1 protein-coding gene (cut by a window edge) is annotated in these 22,142 nt (G+C 65.1%); it reads right to left on the bottom strand.

The window, feature by feature from the left end; genetic code table 11:
- Window positions 1-22,142: the 5' portion of an Ig-like domain-containing protein gene (locus LLW23_RS08935; protein ID WP_228944753.1), read on the bottom strand. The gene continues 15,616 nt to the left of window position 1, outside the view; the window shows 22,142 of its 37,758 coding nt (coding positions 1-22,142); it begins with the start codon at window positions 22,140-22,142; its stop codon lies beyond the left edge, outside the window.

Raw genomic sequence — 22,142 nt, 5'->3', positions numbered from 1 at the left:
TCGATCCGCGTGGTAAAGCTGACCCTGGTCTCGCCATCGCTGACCTCGAAGGGAACCTCATAGACTCCCTCCTGGACATAAGTCGGGATCCACAGGAACTCGCCGGTCGACGGGTCGAGCGTGGCGCCGAAGGGCAGGACCGGGCTGGAAAAAGTCAGCGGCCGGTCGCTCGCCGCAACCGCGTCGATTGCGATGCGAATGGGTTCGCCCTCGCGCGCGACCCGATTGGCGGGCAGCACCACCTGGGGCGGCTGATTGCGCTCAGCGATGCGGATATCGACGATGATCTCGTCCAGCAACGCGCCGTCCGACACGAAGAAGCGCGTCTGGTAGGAACCGCTGGAATTGTAGTCTGCGTGCCAGGTGAAAATGCGCGTGGCGGGATCGAAGCTCGATCCGGCCGGCAGATCGTCGGCCCAGATCGTCAGAGGATCGCGATCGGCGTCCACGGCGACCAGCTGGAACGCGAAGGAAGCACCCTCGGCCCCATCGATCCGGGTCGGCGGGGCGAGGAATTCGGGCGCGCGATTGCCGTTTGCCACCGCCAGCGTGAACCGCTGCAGGCTGACCGCGCCGCGCGTGTCGAACGCCTCGACCACCACCGACACACTGGCCGGAGCGCCAGCAGGCACGGTCCAGCTGATCAGCCCGGTGGTGCTGTCGATCGTCATGCCCTCGGGCGCGGACAGCAGGCCGAAAAATATGGCCTGCCCTTCGGCATCGGTGGCGGCGACCTGGAAGCTGTAGGTCGCGCCGATCTGCGCGGCAGCCGTCGGCAAGGGGCTGGTGAAAACCGGCGCGGTGTTGGGCACGGTGCCCGCGATTATGCCCGAAACGAACGCCAGCCGCTGGCCATTGGCAGTGATGATCGACACCGTGCGGCCCGTGGTCGATTGGCCTTGCGCGAGAATCCCGCCTGGCGGCAACGACCCGGCCAGGTCGATCAGCCAGCGCCCGTCATCGGTCTGCCCGGCGACATTGAGCGGAATATTGCTGAACCCCGCCAAGGGATCGATCGTCAGCAGCACGGGCAGCGCGATCGGCCCGTCGGTGCGGTTGGTGACGACCACGTCGTAGGAGATCGTCCCGGTCGCGCGGTCGAGCCTGGTGTTGGTGAAGATCACATCGACCAGCAGGCTGACATCGTCGAACGCTTCGAATTGCGAGGCGTAATTGGCCCCCATCCGCTGGCCATACTGGCTGGTCAGCGCGGCTGCGGCGGTCAGGGTGTATTTGTCGGCCAGCAGCGCGCCGAAGCTGACATAGGCAGTGCGGGTCGCGGCGTCGTAGGTGACCGATTGCGGAGTGAGCGTACCAACGGCTTCTCCGGCAAGCCGGTAGTAGCTCGGGTTGAGCACGGACCCGGCCGCAGTTGCAGAGCCCACGAACATGTCCTGATCGAAGGTGATCGACAGGAATGGCTGGGGCAAGGCCACCTGCGTCCCGGCGGGCGGATTCGTGGCGATGACCATGGGCGCGGTCGCCGGGGCGATGAGATCGACCTGGTTCGACTGGCTGATAAGCAGCCGTCCGTCACTCGTCGCATGAACCACGTCGCCGCGCGATCCGCTGGTCGCGACCGCAATGCGCTTGAGGGTCGCCAGGTCGACCATGGTCAACTCGCTGCCCTGCGTGGCCACCCCGTTGTCCGCCACGACGCCCGACGTGTGCGAAACGAAGAGCAGATCCTGCAGCGCGGTGCCCGCCTTGCCGAAACTGATCGAGTCCGCCGGCGAATCGAACCGCAGGATCGTCTCTGCCCGGCGCAGATCGGTGAAGCGCACCACCTGCGTCCGGTCGGGCCAGGTCACCCCCCACAGATTGCCTGCCTCGTCGAACGCCAGGCTGCCGACGCGCAGCCCCTCGTCGCGGCTCCACTGCTCGAACAGGCCGGTATCGGGATTGAACGTCGAGATGCCATTGTTGGTCGAAACGAATATTTCGTCCGTTTCCGGATGCACGGCCACCGCAATGGTGATGCCGTCGCCATGGCGTTCGAGGATCTGGCCGGTGACGGGATCGAGCCGCAGCAGCGCGCCGCCGCCGGTGGTCGCCCACAACCGGCCTTCGCCGTCGAAGACCATATTGAACACCGGCACGTCGAGCGTGGCGAGCGGCGCATCCACCGCGCCGCCATTGGCGCTAAGCCGCCAGATGCTGCCCCTGTTAGGGCCGCCCGAGACGAGAATATCGCCCTCCGGCGTTTCGACGATCGCCATCGGCCCGATCCCGCCATCGCTGCGGCCGATGCCGGTGGCGAAGGCGCGGGCGATGAACGGGCTGAGCACGGTATCGAATTCGCTCGGCGCGGTCAGCGGATCGGCGGCCGGGACGTTGGCCTGCGCGGCGAGGAACAGCGCATTGGTCGACGGCTCGGGCGACGGCACCGGCGGCTGGCCGAAATTGGGCGGCGTGGTGCCGGGCACTTGCGGCAGCCCGCCGAGATTGACCGAGGAACCATCGTCGACCGCGTTGATGCCAGGCCGCGGCACTTCGCGATTGCCGGCAACATCGGTCGCCAACGCGAGGAACTCATAGGTCTTGCCGGTCTCGCCCTCGAAGATCAGCGATCCGCTGACGAGCGGCAGCATGCGCTGCCAGATGCGGAAATCGCCGCCGTTCTCGGCGACATACAGCGTGACATGGCGAACGCCCGAGCCATTGTTGTCATCGGTCACTTTCCAGTCGATCTGGAAGTCCTGCGTGCCGGCAAGGCGCGTGGCGGTGATGGTGCTGCCCGGCGCCTCGGCATCGACCGCCTGGCTGAGGACGGTAGTATCCTCGGGTGCGAAGCCGGTCATCTCCACGCGTGCGGACGCGGTGATGCGGTCGCCAGTGGCGATCACATCGCGCGGCTTCACGGTGTAATTGACGAAGCCGGCGCCATTGCCGAGCGCGGTGTTGGAGGCGAGCAGGCCGCGCGTGGTATCCTCGAGCACCTCGCCGGTCAGCGGGTCGATGGCCTGGATCAGCCAACTGGCCGCGGCCGGTTGCTGGAACAGGTCGAGCACCGCGCTGACCCGCAGCACGAAGCCGCGCGTCGCGGTGAAATCGACCTCGGCCTGGAAGCTGGTGCGCCCATCGGGCACGTCGATGGTGATATCGCCCAGCTTGATATCGCCGAAGGTGAAGCTGCGCGGATCGAGATCGGGATCCAGCTGGGTGGTGATGCGGATTTCATTGACGAAGGAGCTTGACCCTTCGGCATTCTCGAAGCCAATCGAATAGGGCAGTTCGGCTGCGCCCGGCAGCCAGCCCAATGTGTCGAGCGTCTGCGGACCAGTGATCGAGGCGAGCCGGCCGACCTGCCCCTCGGTGTTGAAAACATTGCTGAAATCGAGCGAGGCGAAGGGATCGCCATCGACCGGTTCGGGGCCATTGATCTGGAAATCGGCTGGCAGCCCCGCGCCGCGCTGGTCGAACGACAGCCAGGGCACGAAGATGCGGAACGCCTCGAAATGGGTCGGGTTCGACAGGCCGAGGTCGTAATCGGCGAACTCGGGCAGCGCCGCGATCGGCACTTCACCGATATAGCGCGGGCTCTGGCGTGGATCCATGAACTCGATCGCCGCCATCTGGCCATCCTGATGGCCATAGAGCGTGCGCAATTGCTCGAAGAACGCGGGCAGATCGCCGTTCGAGCGGATTTCGCTGCCGGACGGTCCGAACAGCAGGCCCGAGGCGAGCACCGCCATCTTTGACACGACATGCGCCTGTGTGCGGACCGGCGGCACCTCGCCATCGGGGCGCAGCAATTGCGCCTCTTCCAGCGCGGCGAGGTAAAGCTCGACCCATTCCTGTTCGTCGGCGGCGAGCGCCAGCAGGCCGGGCGTGGAATCGTCCGATTCGAGGATCGCCAGACGCAGCGCGCGCGCCTCGTTTGCCTGGAACGCGACGAATTCCGCGCGGGTCATCGTGGTGGCCGTGGCCATCACATGGAAACGATAGGGAATGAACGGGATCTCGTCCTCGCTCGGCACTGCCGTATTGGCGTTGTAGAGGCCGACGAAATCCAGTCCTTCGAGGATTCCGCCAGCCCCCGGCGTTTTCTCCTCGACATTCTCCTTTACCGCTTCCCACCAGGCATCGAGATTGCCTTCGCCGGCAGCGAGCAATTCATCGAGTTCGGGGAACACGATCTGCATCTGGCCGCGGAAGGTTTCGAAGGCGCGGTCGGCCATCGCTTTCAGGCCGGGATAGGTCAGCAGGTTGAAACTGAATCCGGCAAAGCCGGCCGCGGGCTGATCGTAGAGGAAGCCCGAGGTCAGCAACTGGCCGTTGGTGTTGATGATCGATTCCAGATTGAGCCACGGCACCCCGGCATTGTCGGAGCCCGCCGTGCCTTCGGGCGTGCCCCGGACATTGGTGTAGAATTCAAGGAATTTGAGGCCGTAGACATATTTATTGAAGTTCAGCTCGGGCACGCCGACCTGGAAATACGTATAAGGGGCATCGAGGTTGGATAGGTTCTCGAGCGCTACCGAATAGGTCGCCTGATCGCCCGCCAGGATCACCCGCGGGCCACCAACGCCGATGGTCACCTCAGGCTCGATCCCACGCTCGATCAGGAAGCGATAGGGTTCGACCGTCTGCGATCCATCGGGATTGATGACCTTGAGGTCGTACAGGCCGTGCGGCGCATCGGTGAAATCGAAGGTGGCGATGATGGTCGACGCGTCGACTACGCGCCAGGCGACCGGCTCGTATTCGGCAATCCCCGGCCGCGCCAGCTTGAGGATGGCATTGGGATGGAATTGCGCACCCTTGATGGTGGTGGTGACATATTTCCCGTCGCCGCCGACATCGGTGTCGATATCGGTAACCACCAGCGGCAACAGATCGGCAGTAATGGTCACTTCGCTGCCCGCGGCCGGACCGGCATAGCCGCGCACCAGCACGTAATAGACGCCCGGTTCGGTATCGGGAACGATCGCCGTCAGTTCCTGCGCCAGCGGGCCGGTGTAGGTGGCGTCGAAAGCCGCCGAGGTCGGCACCGCATCGTGGCGCACGAACACCTCGTTGATGCTGCGCTCGTCGTTCGAGCCGATCCGCAGCCGCAGCGTCTGCCCGGCAGGCACCTCGATCCGGTAGAGCCGCTCCTGCCCCGGTTCGAGATCGACCGTCAGCGGAATGCCAAGCGTCAGCGCATCGACCGCAATGCCGATCGTGTCCGCCGAAGCGGTGGTATTGTTGCCCTCGCCAGTATCCTCAAACAGCTGGTTGCGCACGTCGGCGCGCACGATCACCCGGTAATTGCCACCCTCGGCGCCCGGCAGCGTGGTCGTCAGCGAGCGGGTGTAGCTGCCGTTCTGGTTCAGCGTGCCCGAGAAATCCCCATAGCCGAGCAACTGGTCACCCAGATCCCAGCTCGCGTTACGCGACAGATAGACCGCATCGGTCCAGCTGCCGGTTGCGGCCACTGCGCTGTTGTTGGTCACGGTCCAGCTGATGGTGACCGGATCGCCGGCTTCACCATCCGACGGCACGACGATCTCGCTCACTTCGATATCGGACGGTGGCGGCAGCTCGACCAGGATCGGATCGGCGCTGACGGCGGTGTTGTTGCGCTCGTCCGCCTCGAACACGGCGCCGGTGGAATCGTAGCGCGCCGGATCGGTCACCACGAATACGTAATAGGCGTCCGTACCAAGGTTGGTCGGCATGGTAAATTCGGCAGACACGTCATAGCTGCCATCGGCTGCCAGCCCGCCCACGCGCTGCACCGTTCCGAGGAAGCGATCGGAGGTGAGATCGAGGAAGGGATCGCGCGACAGGTAGATCAGATCGTCCCATCGCGCCTGCAGCGCAGGCGTGGCGCCGCCGCTGTTGGTGACGGTATATTCCACGGTGAAGCGCTGCCCGCGCGTGACCCGCTCGGGAACCCTCAATTCGGTCACCTGCAGATCAGGCGGCGAATAGGGGGACAGTCTCACCAGCTGCGACGTGGTGTTGTTGCCCTCGCCCTCATACTCCCGCACTGTGCCATCGGGATCGCCGGCCACGCCCCGCAGCCGGGGCGAGAGCGAACTTGTGCGATAGCCGGATTCGCCCGGCCCGGAATCGGCCATGGCGATGACGTGGAACTCGCCCACCAGCTCGAACGGCAGGGTGACGATTGCAGTGGCGAGATAGGAATCGCCGGGATTGAGCACGCCGCGGTGCACCGATTCCGCCTTCACGATCACGCCGGGCGAACTCTCGCGGCTCATCAGCCAGTCGCCCTCGTCGAGCGAAGCGTCGAGCGAGAGGTAGAGCCGGTCGATCCACTCGTCCTCGCGCGTGGCACGGTTGCCCACGTTCTCCACCCGGAAGCTGATCTCAATCGTGCTGCCCGCAGCCATCGTCTCGGGCAAAGTGACGGGCAGGATCAGCTCCGTAACCCGCAGATCAGGCTCGCGATATTCGACCGGGAAGGTGGCTACCCCGACATTGCCCTGCGGAAGCTCGAACGCGGCCTTCGCGAAGGTGCTGTCGCGCAGCGCGTCATTGCTACCCGCACGAATGATATCGGCGGGCACCTTGGCCTGCTGATAAACGTTGGTGAAGACATAGATGTAATATTCGCCCTCGATCCCCGGCGGCAGGGCGAACTCGGCGGTGTTGGTGTAGCTGTCGCCATTGGCCAGCGGACCATTGGGCTGGATTACCGTGGCGGCCAGTTGCGCCCGGCTCTGGATGAAGGTCGGATCCTTCGAAATCCAGATCTCGTCCTTCCAGTATTGCGTGCCCTTCCAGACATCGGCGCCGAGGTTGGCGACCGTATAGGTGACGGCGGTCAATTCGCCCGAGTAAGCGGGCATGCCGGGCGCGGCTGGCACCACCGACGTGACCTGCAGATCGGCGGGCGCATTGGTGACGCTGGTGGCGGCGAAATTGGCATTGTCGAGCGGCACGGGATCGCCGGGCAGCGCACTGGTGACGATGACATACATCCCCGCGGCCGCAGGGTTTAGTGCGAAGGTATGGCTGGCGGTATAGCTCTGGCCGGGATCGAGCGGGCGCTGGTTGGCGAAACTGCCGAGTTCGAAGCGGTACGTAGAGTTTTCCAGCAGCGGGGTGTCCGACAGCACGACCCGGTCGGTCCAGCGGATCGCGGTGGCATCGCCGCCCGCGCGCACCGTCCAGTTGACGGTCAGATTACCGCCGCCGACCGCCACCGGATCGGCCGTGACTTGCTCGACCGCGATCGCGCGGGTGGTCGATTGCACCGGCGTTCCAACGATGGCGATCGCATCCGAGCGGTAATTGCTTGAATTGATCTCGTTGGGATCGTCCGGATTGACATTGGTGGCGAGCGAATCCTCGAGCAGCGTGCCGTAAGGATCGACCCAGGGCGTGATGTAATAGGTTCCGGACGTCAGCCCAGTGGGCAGCGTCACCGTCACCAGCCGGTCGTATCCGGCATCTTCCACCAGAATACCGTTGTTGTAGGTCAGCGTGGCCAACAGCCGGTCACCCTGCCCCGGATGCGGGCGGTTCTTGTCCAGCGTGAGCCAGATCTGCTCCGCCCAGGTGCCCTTGTCGGTCTCGCCCGCGCCGCGATTGGTGACGGTGTAGCGGACATCGATCGTATTGCCCTCGAACGCCTGCTCGGGGACCACGACATTGTCGACCACCAGATCGGCGAAGGGAATCGGATCGATATAGATCGCCTGCGCGGCAATATTGCTGGCATTGGTGTCGTTGGGCCATTCGTCGATGGCATTGCCGCTGTCGGCCTGAACCAACACATAGACGGTGCCGCGAAAGCGCTTGGGGACGGTGAAGACGTCCGAGATCGTCCGATAATCCTCGAGCGAACCGAGCGCCGACTGGTTCTGGTGCGAGGAGACGAGAAGGTCGTCGCTGCTGATCTGGTCGTCGAGCGACAGATAGACCCGGTCGGTCCAGGTGCCGCTGGCTTCCTTCAGCCCCTGATTGAAGACGCTGAACTCGATCGAGGCGGTGGCCCCAGCCGTGACCCGCTCGGGCGCAATGATCTCGCCGATCCGCAAATCCGGCCGCGGCAGGATCGAGACGAGGATCGACCGATCGTCGACGAGCGTGTTGTTGGCGTCGGCCTGGTGTTCATAGACCTGATTGGACGCGTCGGTGACGACGATCACTTCATACGCGCTGCTGGTCTGGGCAGGCAGGCGCATTTCCTCGCGCCGCGAATAGCTGAGCCCGGCCGCCAGCGGCCCGGTGTAGGAATAGGTACCGATCAACGTGCCGTTGCCCGCATCGCCGACCTTGCGCAGATAGACCCGGTCGACCCAGCTGCCATTGGCGGTCGCGGCGCCCTCGTTGATCACGGTCCAATTGACATCGATCACGCTGCCTTCGAGGCCGGTTTCGGGCACCGTGATGCTGGTGACGCGAAGATCCGGCGACGGCGCCAGCGCGACCGTGAAGCTGGCTGACGTGGTGGCATTGTTGTTGCTGTAGATGAATTCGTAGGGCGCCGACGTGGCGCCCGGCGTGGCGCTGCCCGGTGCCTCGACCACGATCCGGTAATCACCGGAAATCCCCTGTGGCAGGGTGAAACTGGTGGTGCGTTCGTAGCTGTCACCCGGCTCGAGGAAGCCGAGATGGTTGACCAGCCCCAGCCGGACGCGACCGGTGCCGTCGGCCTTCTCCAGCCACACGGTGTCGTTCCAGCTGGCGCTGCTCGTCAGGCCATTGCCCTGGTTGGCGACCTCCCAAGTGACGGTCACCTCGCCGCCCGACTGCGTGCCGCCGGTCACGGTGACCTCGGGCACGACAAGATCGGCCCAGGGGGTGGGGGAAATGTCGAACGGCGTGGCGAGCACGCCGCGGTTTACCTCATTGCCGTTTTCGAACACCGTGCCGGTGGCATCGCTGACGACATAGAGCGTGAAGCGCCCGGTCAGGCCGGGTGGCAGGATCAGATCCTCGCTCGCCGTATAGCTGGCGCCCTGATCGAGCCCACCGCTGCGGGTATAGCTGGCAAGCACGATATCGTCGGCATCGCCGAAGATGTCGTCGCGAGAGAGGATGATGCGGTCGACCCATTCGTCGCTGAAGCCGCGCCCGGTGCCGGTGTTGGTGACGGTATAGCCGACCGTCACCCGCGCCGGATCCTGGATCGTCAGCGCTGGGGCGGTGACATCGCCAACCACCAGATCGGCATAGGGCGCGAGGCCAACCTGCAGATCGGCGCCGATCTGGTTGTTGGCCTCGCCTGCGCTCAGCTCGGCCACTTGCGCGCCGCTGTCGCTGCGCAGGATCAGGCGATAGGCACCCTGGGCATCGATCGGCAGGGTGACCGCGAGCACACCCGCATAAGTCTCGCCCGGCGCGAGTGGACCGGTGGCCACCAGATCGCCCAGCCGGATATCGCCCGCGCCGACCACATCATCACGGCTCAGCCACAGCGTATCGGTCCAGCCGCCCAGCGTGGTGCCGGTGCCCGTGTTGGCGATCTGCCAGCGCACCTCGATCTGGCTGTTGGACTCCGCACTCTCGCCGCCATCATGGGCCAGCATGGAGGGCACCAGATCGGGATGCGAAAGCACCAGTTCGAGGCTCGCCCCGTCGTTATCGGCCTCGGCCCCGCCCTCGAAGACCTGGCCCAGCGCGTCGGCGCGAACCATGATGTGATAGCCGTCGTCGCCGATCGAGGTCGGCAGCGTGACGGTCTGCACGACCTGATAGCTTTCGCCCGGTGCGAGATCGAATGTCCGTACGACACTCGCCAGCAGGGTGGCGCCGGAAACTGTCGTGTCGTCGTCGATATAGATGCGATCGGTCCACGGAGCCGTCGCCGGCTGGGTGCCCGTGTTGCGGATGGCAAACGTGACCGGCACGCTCTGACCCGGCACCGCGCCTTCGGGCACCGTGATGTCTTCCACCACCAGATTGGCGGAAGGCGCGGAGGCGAAGGTGATGGGGGTGGACAGGCCGGTATTGTCGGCCTCGGCGAGATTTTCGAACACCGCCCCGCCAGCGTCCGTCATCAGGATCAATTTGAAAGCGCCCGAGCGGCCATCCTGCACGCTGATCGGCACCGAAACCGAATAGGTGCCGCCCACGGCGAGCGGCGCTTCGCGGGTGATCTCGGCCAGCACGAGATCGTCGGCGTCCACCACGTCATCGGCTGACAACACGATGCGATCGACATGACCGCCGGGCGCGGCGGCCGTGCCGTCGTTGCGCACCCGCCAACTGACGATGAAGGTTTCGCCGCCGGACACGGTGCCGCTCGGGCCGAACACTGCCTCCGCGATCAGGTTGGGCGCGTCGGTGGTGATGGTGAACGGACTGGAAACGGCCGCATTGTCGACCCGCGTATCGGGCTCGATCACAGCGCCCGCGCCGTCGGCAATCACGAACACCCGGTAGTCCGCTCCGCCGACATTGCCCGGCAAGGCAACGGTGGCGCTGGCGGCATAGGACGCGCCCGCTGCCAACGGGGTCGCGCGGGGAATGTCTCCCAGCACGATGTCATCGCCATTGCCGAGTATTTCATCCGCGCTGAGCACGATCCGGTCGACCCAGCCGCCGTCGGCCGCTGCCGCCACCGATCCGGCATTGGTGACGGTCCAGCCGATGGTCAGCTCCCCGCCCCCGGTCGCACCATCAGACACCGTCACGCCAGACGCGCGCAGATCGGGATAGATGCTCGCGGCGATGTCGCGGATCAGCGAGGCGTCGTTATTGGCCTCGGCGTTGATCCCCGAGGCGACCTCGCGCACGGTGCCGGCGCCGCCTCGCTCGCCGCGATCACCATAGATGATCACCCGGAGGCGGCCCACCGCGGCGGCGCCCTGCGGCAAAGCGAAGACCAGGCTCTGGTTTCGGCTTTCGCCCGCCCCCAGAACGCCCGGCGAGGTGAATACGGTGTCGGACAGAAGCTGACCGGTATCGAGGTTCTGAATATAGATGCGGCTGGTGAAGCCCTGCAGCGTGGCGGCGTTGCCGGCGTTGGTCTCGGTCCAGGTAATGGTGACATTGTCGCCGGCCTTCGGCGCCGCCTCGCTGATGGCGAGGTTCGTGAAAGTCAGGTCGGGCGCGGATACGACGTCGATCAGCGTGGTGTTGTTGGTCTCGCCGGTGACGGACTGGTTGGCCTCCGCAATCTCGGCCAGCACATCGGCGATCACCGAGAAGCGGAAATTGCCATGGGCATCGATCCCGGCGGGCACGACGACCTGCACCGAACGCGCCAGACTTTCGCCGGCGCCGAGCGATTGCTCGATCTCGCGGGTCGAGAGCAGAAAGGTGGCATTGGCGGTGGTGTTGCGCACCTCCACCCGTTCCGCAAAACCGGTGGGAGTGGCGCTGTTGCCCTGATTGGTCAGCGTCCAGTTGAGCGTGATCGTGTCACCCGGAGCCCAGCCCTGCGCAGGCATCGGGGTAAGACCGGTCACCACCAGATCGACAAACGGCGCGAGGGTCGACACGACGGTGATCGAGGCGGCATTGTTGGTCTCGGCCGTACCAGTGGCATTGCCCTCGGCCAGCGTGTTGCCGACATCTAGGGCAAGCTCGAACGACAGATTGCCGACGCCGGCATTGCCCGAGGGCAGCGTGATCTCGGCCTGCCGCTGGCGCTCCCCGCCGGGCGCGATGACGGTGCCGGCATCGTCGAACAGGAAGGTGCCGATGACCTGCCCGGTATCGAGATTGCGCACGATCACCCGGTCCTGCCAACTGCCCGTGGTCGGCTCGGTCCCGGTGTTGCGCACCTTCCATGAAAAGGTGACGGTGCCGCCCGAATAGATTCCGTCCTCGGCGAGCACCGCAAGTTCTGCAGGAACCAGATCGGGCGCGTCACTGGCGCCCGGATCGATCACGACCGGCTCGCCGACGGTGTTTTCGATCACCGCGAAGCCGAAATTGGCCTGCCCGGTGCCGGAACCGATCGTCCCCTCCACCAGAAGCGTGTAGATTCCGTCTGCCGGTAGGATGTAGCCTTCGACATCAACGAAACCATTGCGGAACAATTGCGCCCCGCCCGGCCCGATCAGCCGCCAGTTGATCGATCCACCCGACAGGCTCTGCCGGTCGAAGAAGAAGTTTTCCCCCGCCGTGCCTGCAAAGCGATAGATCTCGGTCTCGGTTGCCGGGCTAAGCGTGCCGGTCACCGGGAGGCCGGGGGTGATCGTCTGCCCCTGCGTCAGATCACTAACGCGGATCGCGAAGTCGCGCGGGGAAACATTGCTGCTGACGATCCGCAGCACATAATTGCCGGCCGCCAACGGCACGACCGGATTGTCCTCCACGGCCGATGCGTCGGTCTGGTGGAAGACGCGCGAGGCCATTTCACCGTTCGGCCCGATGATCGACCATGACAGCGTGCTGTCGTTGGTCATGGAATCGACATAGACCAACCCGGCCTCGCCGAGCGTGAAGGCCAGTTCGGTCGCCTGATGAGGCAGCGTCAGACTGCCCTGATACGTCTCGCCGAGCGTTAGATTACCGGAAAGGTTGACGATCCGGGTGACCTGGAACTGGAAAGTGTTCGGCACAAGATCGCCGATCGCACCTTCAAGCAGAAGCGTATAACGGCCGGTCCGGCCAAGCGTCAGCGGCCCCTCGTCGGTGTTGCCGTTGGTCCAGAACACCTGCCGCCCATCGGGATCGAGCAGGCGCCAGATTTCGCTTCCAGTGCTGCTTTGTGCATCGAAGAAGAACCGCTCGCCCGCCATCACGTCGAAGGCGAACATACGCGTGCCATTGCCCGGATCGAGCGATCCCGCAGTCGGCACGCCGAGTTGCAGTTGCTCCGCGTCGGCGCGATCGAACAGGCGGAAACCGTAATCGCCAGTCGTATCGGCGGTGCCCGCGATGGTGAGAACATAGTCACCCGCCAGCGCGAAGATCGATGTGAGGCTGCTACGGTTGAACGCGTCCGACCGCTGGAGATCACCGCTCGCGATGGTTCCGGCGGGTCCGGCAAGGGTCCAGCCGAAGCGGTTGTCGTTGGTCAGCCCATCGAACAGCAGTTGGGCATCGTTCTCCAGCGTGAAGGCATAGCTGTCGCGCTCGCCGGGATTTGCGAGCGTACCTGTGATGGCCGGACCGAGATTGAGCGCGGCGGTTTGCTCGACCACATCGTAAATGGCAAAGCTGAACGTCTGCGGCGAGCTGGTGTCGATGCGGCCTTCGATGAGCAGCGTGTACGTGCCCTCGAGCGGCAGAACGACCGGGCCGTCGCCGACCTGCGAGGCCCCGAACACGGACCGACCTGCCGGATCGACCAATTGCCAATAGGGCGTGGTCGAGCCGGAGATATGGCTGAAATAGACCGCCTGCCCGGCAGTGCCGGCGAAGCTGTAGATGGCGGTCGAATTGCCCGGTGCCTGCACCAGCTCGACCGGCTGCCCCAACGCGATCGGGCTCGCATCGGCCAGGTCGAGCGCGCGGATGGCGTAGCTGCCGGTCGCCGTGCCGGTCGCGCCGACCAGGAATTCGTAGGTGCCCGACGCAAGATCGAGCACGCCATCGCGGTTGCGGCCCTCAAAGCTGTCGGTGGCGGTGAAGGCGACATTCCCCCCGGCCTGCGTCGGCCCGGTCAGGCGCCAGTAGAAGCTGCCGTTGTTGGTCAGCGCATCCACCGCAATGCGCGTACCCTCGGTCACGGTGAAGGCGTAGCGGTTGATCGCGCCCGTGCTCGCAATCGTGCCATTGATCACTTCGCCTGGCACCAGCGGCGCTGCGGGCTCCGCTGCAGGCGTCATCGTCACCGAGACATTGTCGATATCGTGATTGCCGGTGACGGTGCTGCTGTTGAAGGCCGATAGGAAGGCGCGGTGCGCTTCCAGCTCGTATCCGCCGAGGAAATACCGATCGATCACGGTCGACGGGCTGCCGCCGGGGCCGGTCATCTGCACCGTGACGAACGTGCCGCCGCCGGTGCGTTCCAACAGCACCCGGGCCGTTCCCCAATCGCCATTGGCCAGATCGAATCCGGGGTTGATCCCGTCGAGCAGCTTCAGCCCGTTGAGGTGCATCTGCAGATGGTTGGCATCGGGATCGGTGGTGCCCGCGTCATTCGTATCGAGCTGGAAGGTCAGCGCGCCAGCGGTGTTGATCGCATCGGCCGCGCCATTGGCGGGGCCGGCAAGGCCGAACAGCGATACGGGCAGCAGACCGAAGGTGATCCCTTCGGGATTGACCGCCTGGCCGGGGCGGTTCTGGATGCGAAAATCGAATTCGAAATCGATCGCATCCTGCCGGCCGGTGCCATTGGCGGAAAAATAGATATTGTTGCGGCTGTTCGTCGAAAGCGTATCGGTCAGGCGGAGGAAATCATCGCTCCCGTCGTCCAGCACCTGCGCGGCGGTGCCCGCGACATTGACCAGCACATAGGGGAGGCCCGCGCTGTCGAAGGTCTGGCTGGACTGCCCGGCAGCGAGCGGCTGGACCGGCACGTCGAAGATGAAGCTGTAGGGCACGTCGGCGGCGTTGGAATCACGCCCTTCGACCAGCAGGGTGTAGGTGCCCGCGTGTTGCGCGGCGTAATAGAGCGTGTCGGTTACCGCATCGGGGCCGAACACCACCTGCCCGAAGGGATCGACCAGCCGCCAGCGGTTGTTGCCCGAAATGCTGGTGGTTGAATCGAACCGGAACACCATCCCCTCGGTCGCGTCGAAGCGGTAGAGGTCGGTTTCCTTCCCCAGCTGACCGAGAACACGGTTGTAGACTCCTTCCGGCACCAGCTCCTCGGCATCGGCGAGATCGAGCAGCCGGAAGCCGTAATCGCCGGTGAATGTGCCCGTCGCATCGACCGTTAGCACCCACTCGCCGGCCGCAAGATCTAGCACCGGATTGCCCGAGAAATCGATACCGTCGGAAAGGTGAAACTGGCGCGCGGTGATCACTTCGCCATCCGGCCCGGACAGCGTCCAGCTTACCTGGCTGACGTCGCTGAAGCTGTCGAACACCAGCCGGGTGCGATCGGCCAGCTCGAACGTGTAGCGGTCGCTCTCGCCCGCCTCCGAAATGCTCGCGTCGAACCGCTGGCCGACGGTGTAGGCCGCGCTTTGCAACGACAATGGCGACACGCGGAAAGCGTAATTGGCGTTCGACGCGTGGCTGACGCGGCCCTCGATGGCGAGCGTGTAGGTGCCGGTCAGCAGCAGTTCCAGCCCATCGACATCGGCAAGACTGCCCGAGAAGACATCGCGGCCAAACGGATCGATCAAGCGCCAGATTATGTCGTTGCCGGCGGTGATGGCATCGAACACGAAGCGCTCGCCCGCAGTGCCGGCAAAGCGATAGAGCGCGCTGGCGCTGGAGGGTTGCAGGGCGCCCTCGATCAGCGTGTTCATCGCCAGCGGCTGCGCATCGGCGATATCGCGCAGGAGGAAATTGAAATAGCCGATGGCGTCGCCAGTACCGTCGACGGTCAGCTCATAATCGCCCGGCTCCAGCCGCATCACCGGATTGGCACCGAAATCGCGCGAATCCGAGATGTCGAACCGACGGTTCAGGATCAGTTGGCCCTCGGGGCCGGTCAAGCTCCAGGTAAGCCGGTCGTTGTTGGTGAAGCCGTCGAATAGCGCCAGCGTGCGCTCGTCCAGCGTGAAGCTGTAGCGCTTGACCTCGCCCGGCACTGCAATCCGGCCGCTGATCCCGTCGGGATTGAGGTTGCGCAGCACCGCCCCGCCGGACAACGCCGTGCTCTCGAAATCGAGTGCATAGGTCAGGCCCGCGGTCCCCGCCGCCGCAGGGTCGGCCATGCCGGCCAGGATATCCGCCGCACCGCGGGCGACATCCCAGATGCGGAACGAATCGACCGCGCCCTCATAGGAACCGTAATCGGTGGCAATCTCGCTGTAGCGCCCGATCTGCAGCGGGGCATCGACATCGACATTGCTCGAGTTGCGGATTGCGCCCGACGCCTGCTCGATCCCGTTGACGAGGATCTTGAGCGTGCCGCCGTCGCGGTCGGCAACCATCGCCACATGGACCCATTGGCCGGTGGCGAAGAAACCGGCGGCGGTCGAGACCGACTGGTCGCCCGCATTGTCGCCCACCAACGCCACCAACTGGCCACTGCTGCCGACCGACAGCAGATAGGCGGCATTGGCGGTGCGATCGTTGCCCTTGATCGCCAGCGAGGTCCAGGTGCTGGTGAAGCGGTCGAGCTTGAACCAGCCCTCCAGCGTCATGTTGCGGGCGGGCGCGATGGCAGGATCGTCCGCCACCTCGACATGATCCACCCCGCGGAGCGCCAGCGCATTGCCGCTCTGCCCCGGCACCACCAGCGGTTGGCCGGGATTCGGCCCGTCGAGTGAGACCGGGATCGCGGCGGACTGCGGCACGGTATAGACGGCAAAGCGATAATCGATCGGCCAGTTCGTCCAGCTCTTGCCTTCTACCAGCAGGGTGTAGGTGCCGCCTACCGCAACCTGCCCGAACGCGTGGTCCTCGAAGCCGACCGGTCCCAACACCTGCCGCCCGAGCGGGTCGAACAGGCGGAAGGTCGCGCGGCCGGACGAGCTGCCGAAGGCCTGCGCGTCGATGAAGAGCTCTTCGCCCGCGCTGACATCGAATTTGTAGGCGCTATTCTCGCCCGAGCCACTGATGGTGCTGGATACGGCCGCGTCGGTGGCGATCGCCGTCGCCCCGGCGAGGTCGAGCAGGCGGAAGGCGAAGATGCCGGTGCTGGCCCCGGTCCCGTCGACGGTCACCGTATATTGCCCCGCGGGCGTAGTGATCAGCGGGTTGGTCGCGCCGAATTCGGTGCTGTCGCCATTGCGCAGATTGCGGGTGATCGAAAGCCCCTCCGGCCCGTCGATCCGCACGGTGAAATTGCTGTTGTCGTGCAGCGAATCGAACGCCAGCCGGGTCGCCTGCGCCAGCGTGAAAGTGTAGACGCGCTGTTCGCCCGGCACATCGATGCGGCCCTGCACCGCACCCGCCAGTGTCGCCAGATCCCACAGCACCGGCACCGACGCGCCCGAAACCGCCTCGGTCGTGGCGCCGCCCGCCAGATTGTCGAACGACAGCCGCGCGACCAGACCGCTGGCGTCCGACGGCGAACCCGCATTCATGTCGGCCAGGATATCGGCCGCGCTGCGCGCCGTATCCCAGATGCGCACCTCGTCGATGACACCTTCGAGCCGTCGGAAACTCTCGTTATACTCGTCTGAGGCGCCGATATAGAGTGGCGTGTCCGGGCTGCCGCTGCCGATCGCGGTGCTGATCGCGCGCGAGGTCGCCAGCACCCCGTTGATGTAGATTTCCATCAGACCGGTCGTGCGGCTCATGACGGCCGCGACATGGTTGAACTGGCCGAACTTGATCAGACCACCGGCGGTCTGCAGTGAATCCTCCGCCCCGCCGCGCGCGCTGCCGAAGTAGATCGAACCGTTGGAATTCAGCCAGACCGAATAGGTCCGCTGTCCGTTGATCCCCTTATAGACGAGCGGCACCCAGGCATCGGGCATGTATTCGGGATTGACCCACATCTCGACCGTGACGTCGTCGCGAATATCGAGCGCCGGATTGTCGATCCGCACTTCCTCATGCCCGCCCATTCGCAGCGCATTGCCGACCACCCCAGAGGTCAGCACCGGCCCGCCAGTGGCGCCGGTGAGCGATAGGGCGCTGGCCGGGCTGTCGGCATCGTAGAGTGCGAAGGAATAGGGCCGCTCCGCCACCGTATCCCACACCCGGCCTTCGATCAGGATCGTGTAGGTTCCGGCGCTGCTCGCGATGAATTCGTAATTGTCGAATCCGGCCGGGCCATGCACCTGCTTCCCGTCAGGCCCGATGATCCGCAGGCTGACACTGCCGGTATTCTGCAAGGTCTGGAGGAAGAACCGCTCGCCCGCTGCCGCCTCGAAGCGATAGCTGTCGGTTTCCTGCACCGGGTTGATCGTGCCGCTGACCGGCTGGCGCAGGACCAGCGGGGTGGCCGCGCCGATGTCGAGCAGGCGGAAGGTGGCGGCGCCGACATTGAAGCCAGTGCCCGCCACGGTCAGGGTATAGGTGCCGGCATCGAGCTGGATCACCCGCTCGCCGTAATTCTCGTAGGAATCGCTGTAATAGAAGCTCGCCGAGGCGATTGCCCCGCCGACCCCGGCGATCGTCCAGTTAAGCTGGGTATTGGGGGTGAGCGAATCGAGATAGACCTCGGTCGGCTCGGTCAGCGTGAAGGTCAGCCTGGTCTGCTCGGTCGGGCGGCTGACGGTGGCGGTGGTCAGCGTGTTCAGGGCCAGCGTCACCGGCGCGGGATCGACCGGGCGGTCGAGCCGGAAGCTGTGCTCGGGTTCTGTCCCGGTGTGCCCCACGCGGCCTTCGACGAGGAGGTAATAAGTGCCCGCCGCATCGGCGGTGAAGGTGCGATCGGAAAAGCCCAATGCCCTGGTCAAATCGCGGCCGAATGGATCGACAACCCGCAGCGCCGCGCGCGGGGAGGCGGTCACGATATCGAGGCTGAAGGTCTCGCCCGCTGCCGCCGTGAAGCCATAGACGCGCGTGCCATTGCCCGGATCCGGGGTTCCGCCCGACAGTTCGCCCATCCCGGCGACCGGCACTGCACTGGCGGCCAGATCGAGCAGGCGGAAGGCGAAGGCTCCGCTTGCGAAGCCACTGCCGCCCACAGTCAGCTCGTATTCGCCCGGCGCCAGCGCAGCCGGGGGCAGGATGGTGCGGTCAAAGCTGTCCGAGTTCGAAAATGCGCTCGTCAACGTGCCTTCTGGCCCCGTCAGCGTCCAGCCGATCGCGCTTTCGAGCAGGGCGTCCATCACCAGGAGTCGTTCTTCGGTCAGGGTAAAGCGATAACGCTGCCGATCCCCCGCCGCCGCCAGCGTGCCATCGATCCTGGCGCCGAGCGTGAGATCGACCGGGGCCGGATCGACCGGGCGATTGAGGACGAATACAAAATCATCGCTGCTCGCGGTGTCGAACACGCGCCCTTCGACCAGCAGCGTATAGGTGCCGCTCACCGGCAGGTCGTAGCTGCGATCGGAGATGCCGCTCGTCCCGGACACTGGCCGACCGAAGGGGTCAATCAGCCGGAATGAGCCGTTGGCCGAAGTCACGACGTCCAGCATCAGCCGCTCGCCCGCGATTCCGGCGAAGCTGTACGCAGCCGTGGTATTGGCTGGGGTCAGCGCCCCGCTCACCTGTGCCGGCGCCGGCGCCGGCGCAATCGGCGTTGCGGTCGAGAGATCGAGCATGCGGAAGCCGTAGGCACCGGCGGTGCCGGTGATGCGCAGCTGATAATCGCCCGCCAGCGGCAGATCGATCGAGAGATCGCCGCCGCGCTCGTAGCTGTCGGTGTTCGCCAGCGTCCACGGCCCCACTTCCACCCCGCGCGGGCCGACCAGAGTCCAGCTCTTGCCCGAATCGTAGGTCAGCGAGTCCATGTAGAGCCGTGACGGGCCGGTCGTGCTGAAGGTAAACAGATCGGTCTCGTCGGCCGCTTCCAGCGTGCCGCTGACCGTCGCACCGAGGGCGATCGATGATCCCTCCGCCGTACTCGCCGGGGGCGTGTTGGACAGCAGATTAAGCTGGAAAGTATAGTCCTGAGCGGCGGCAGTATAGTAGCGCGCCTCGATCAGCATCGTGTAGGCGCCGGTCGACGGCAGCGTGAATTGTTCGTCACCGTTGAAAAAATCGGGTGCATAGATCTGCCGCCCGGTCGGATCGAGCACACGGACGTAGGCCGGGGTTTCGGCGGACGTGGTGAGCCGAGCCAGGCTGATCCGGTCTCCGGCAGTGCCATTGAAGGTGAAAACATCTGTCGAATTGCCGGGATCGATTGATCCGCTAGCCGCCACCCCCAGCGTCACCGGCACGGCAGCGGCGAGGTCGAGCAGACGGAAGCTGAAATCCCCGGCGGAACTGCCCTGCCCCGCCACCCGCAGGACATAATCGCCCGCCGGCAGGTCAAGCGCATCGAGCGTGTAGGCATCTACGCTGTCGGAAGATAAGAACGACCTTGCGCTGACCTCCTCCCCGCGCGGGCCGTTCAGGGTCCAAGACAGCCCCGACGCGGCGCTGAGCGAATCGAACACCATCTGGCTCGCACCGGGGAGGGTGAAATTATAAGCTTTGGTCTCGGCCGGCAGGATGCTGCCCGACGCGGTGGCGCCAATCTCCAGCGCCGCCGACGTCACGCTCGCCCGGCGCAGCGCGGCGCTGAATTGCGCAGCGTTCCGATTGCTCGCCCGCGCCTCGATCGCCAGCGTATAGGTGCCAGTCGCGGGCAACGACGCCAGCTCGAAATCGCCCAGATAGGTCGATCCGGCGATCTGCTGACCAACGGGATCGTAGACCCGCACATAGAGCGGGTCGCCGGTATAGCTGAGCAGGTCGAACAGGATGCGTTCGCCCTGCGCGCCATCGAAGCGGAACAATTGCGTCTCGCTCGCCCGGATCGCCCGCTGGGTCGCGATCGCGCTCGAGGGAGAGAGATCGAGGCTGGTCAGCCCGCTTTCCTCGTCGAAGGGAAAATAGCCGACCAGCCCCGCTTCGGCGCCGGTCAGCGGCACGAGCCAATTGGCGGCAATCTCCTGGGCGGTGCGAGCCGCGTTCCAGATGCGGACCTCGTCGATCGATCCACTCGCTTGGTACACGCCGCTGGGCGTGGCGCCGATAGCGAGCGGCGCCGCACTGTGATTGATCGCAAGCGCAGAGGCCTGCTCGGCCACCAGCGCGCCATCGATGTACAGCTTGAGCGCCGCGCCGTCGTAGGTTCCCGCGACATGGTGCCAATCGGATCCATCGAGCGGCGCCTCGACAAAGCTCCCATTCCATCGGTTGATGAAGAAGCGGACAGTATTGCCCGTGCGCACGATGGCATAACCATCGCTCCAACTGGAACTGCTGGTCTTGCCCACCAGCCCTTCGTAGAAATCCTCTCCGTCGCCCTTGACCCATGCTTCCACGGTGATCTGCTCGGAGCGCAGGGCGGCGGAATCCGGGACCGCCAGATCCGCCTGCCGATCGACCGGCCAGCTGCGGTTCGGCCGGTCTTCGATGCCCGAATAATCGAGCGGCGCGCCTGGATCACGCACGCGCCGCATGGTCAGGCCGCCATCGCCGATGGTGCGCGAGAAGGGGTCGGCGAAGTCCAGCGGCGTCGCGTCGGCGAGGTCGAGCAGACGGAAGGCATAGGCCCCCTGCGCCGCACCCGCGCCGGCGATACGCAACTGATAGTCGCCCGCAACCAGCATGACGATCGGATCGCCATCAACTGAATCCGATGACAGCAGGCTGCGCGCGCTGACCGTCGTGCCGCGCGGGCCGGTCAGCGTCCAGTTGAGGCCGCTCGACGCCAGCAGCGTATCGAACAGCACCCGGCTGCGATCGCCGATGGAGAAATTGTAAATCGCCGAATTGCCGGCGCCGTCGATGATGCCATCATAGGATTGGCCGAGCAGCAGTTCGCTTGTCGATTGGCTGATGCGATTGACGGTGAAGGCATAATCGAACCCTGCAGCGTTGCTGTCTCGGCCCTCAACCGCAAGCGTATATGTTCCGGTGCGGGCGAGCGTGAACGGCCCGGTATCTTCGAAATTGGTCGGCCTTATCACCTGCTCGCCATCGGGGCCGAGCAGACGCCACGTACCGTCGCCAGCCGAGAACAATTGTGCATCGAAGAAGAAACTGTCGCTCGCGACCGCATCGAAACTGTACAGGTCAGTTTCCTTGCCGGGATTGTTCTCGGCAATCCGGTCGCCGAGCGTCAGCGGCGGGGCGTCGGCAAGATCAAGGAGCCGGAAGGCGTAGTTTCCGGTCGTGTCGGCTGCGCCGTCGATCGTGAGCGCATATTCGCCGACCGCCAGATCGAGCACCGGCGATCCCATGAAGTCGCGACCGTCGGACGCGCCGAAAGTCCTGTTCGATACGATGGTTTTGCCGTCGCCGTGGCTCAGCGTCCAGTTGATCGCATCCGTGTCGGTGAGTGAATCAAACAGGAACTTCGACGTTTCCTTGATATCGATGACATAGCTGTCGACCTCTCCCGCGACATCGATGCGACCGACGATCGGGGGGACATCGGCGCTCAGCAGCAGGCGTGGCTCGAGCGCTTCGATCGTCATCCGGTGCGACAGCATGGTCGAGGTGCGGAGCGCGGCGCGCTTGCGTTCGCTGAAGCTGCCGGAAAGCTCCGACATGCCGCCCAAACGCCGGGCAAGGCCGTCACGCATGTCGGAAAAGGTCATCTTGTTCAT

Origin of the sequence: Sphingomonas radiodurans (assembly GCF_020866845.1) — a bacterium.
Taxonomy (GTDB): domain Bacteria; phylum Pseudomonadota; class Alphaproteobacteria; order Sphingomonadales; family Sphingomonadaceae; genus Sphingomonas; species Sphingomonas radiodurans.
This window is presented reverse-complemented; position numbering and strand designations above follow the sequence as displayed.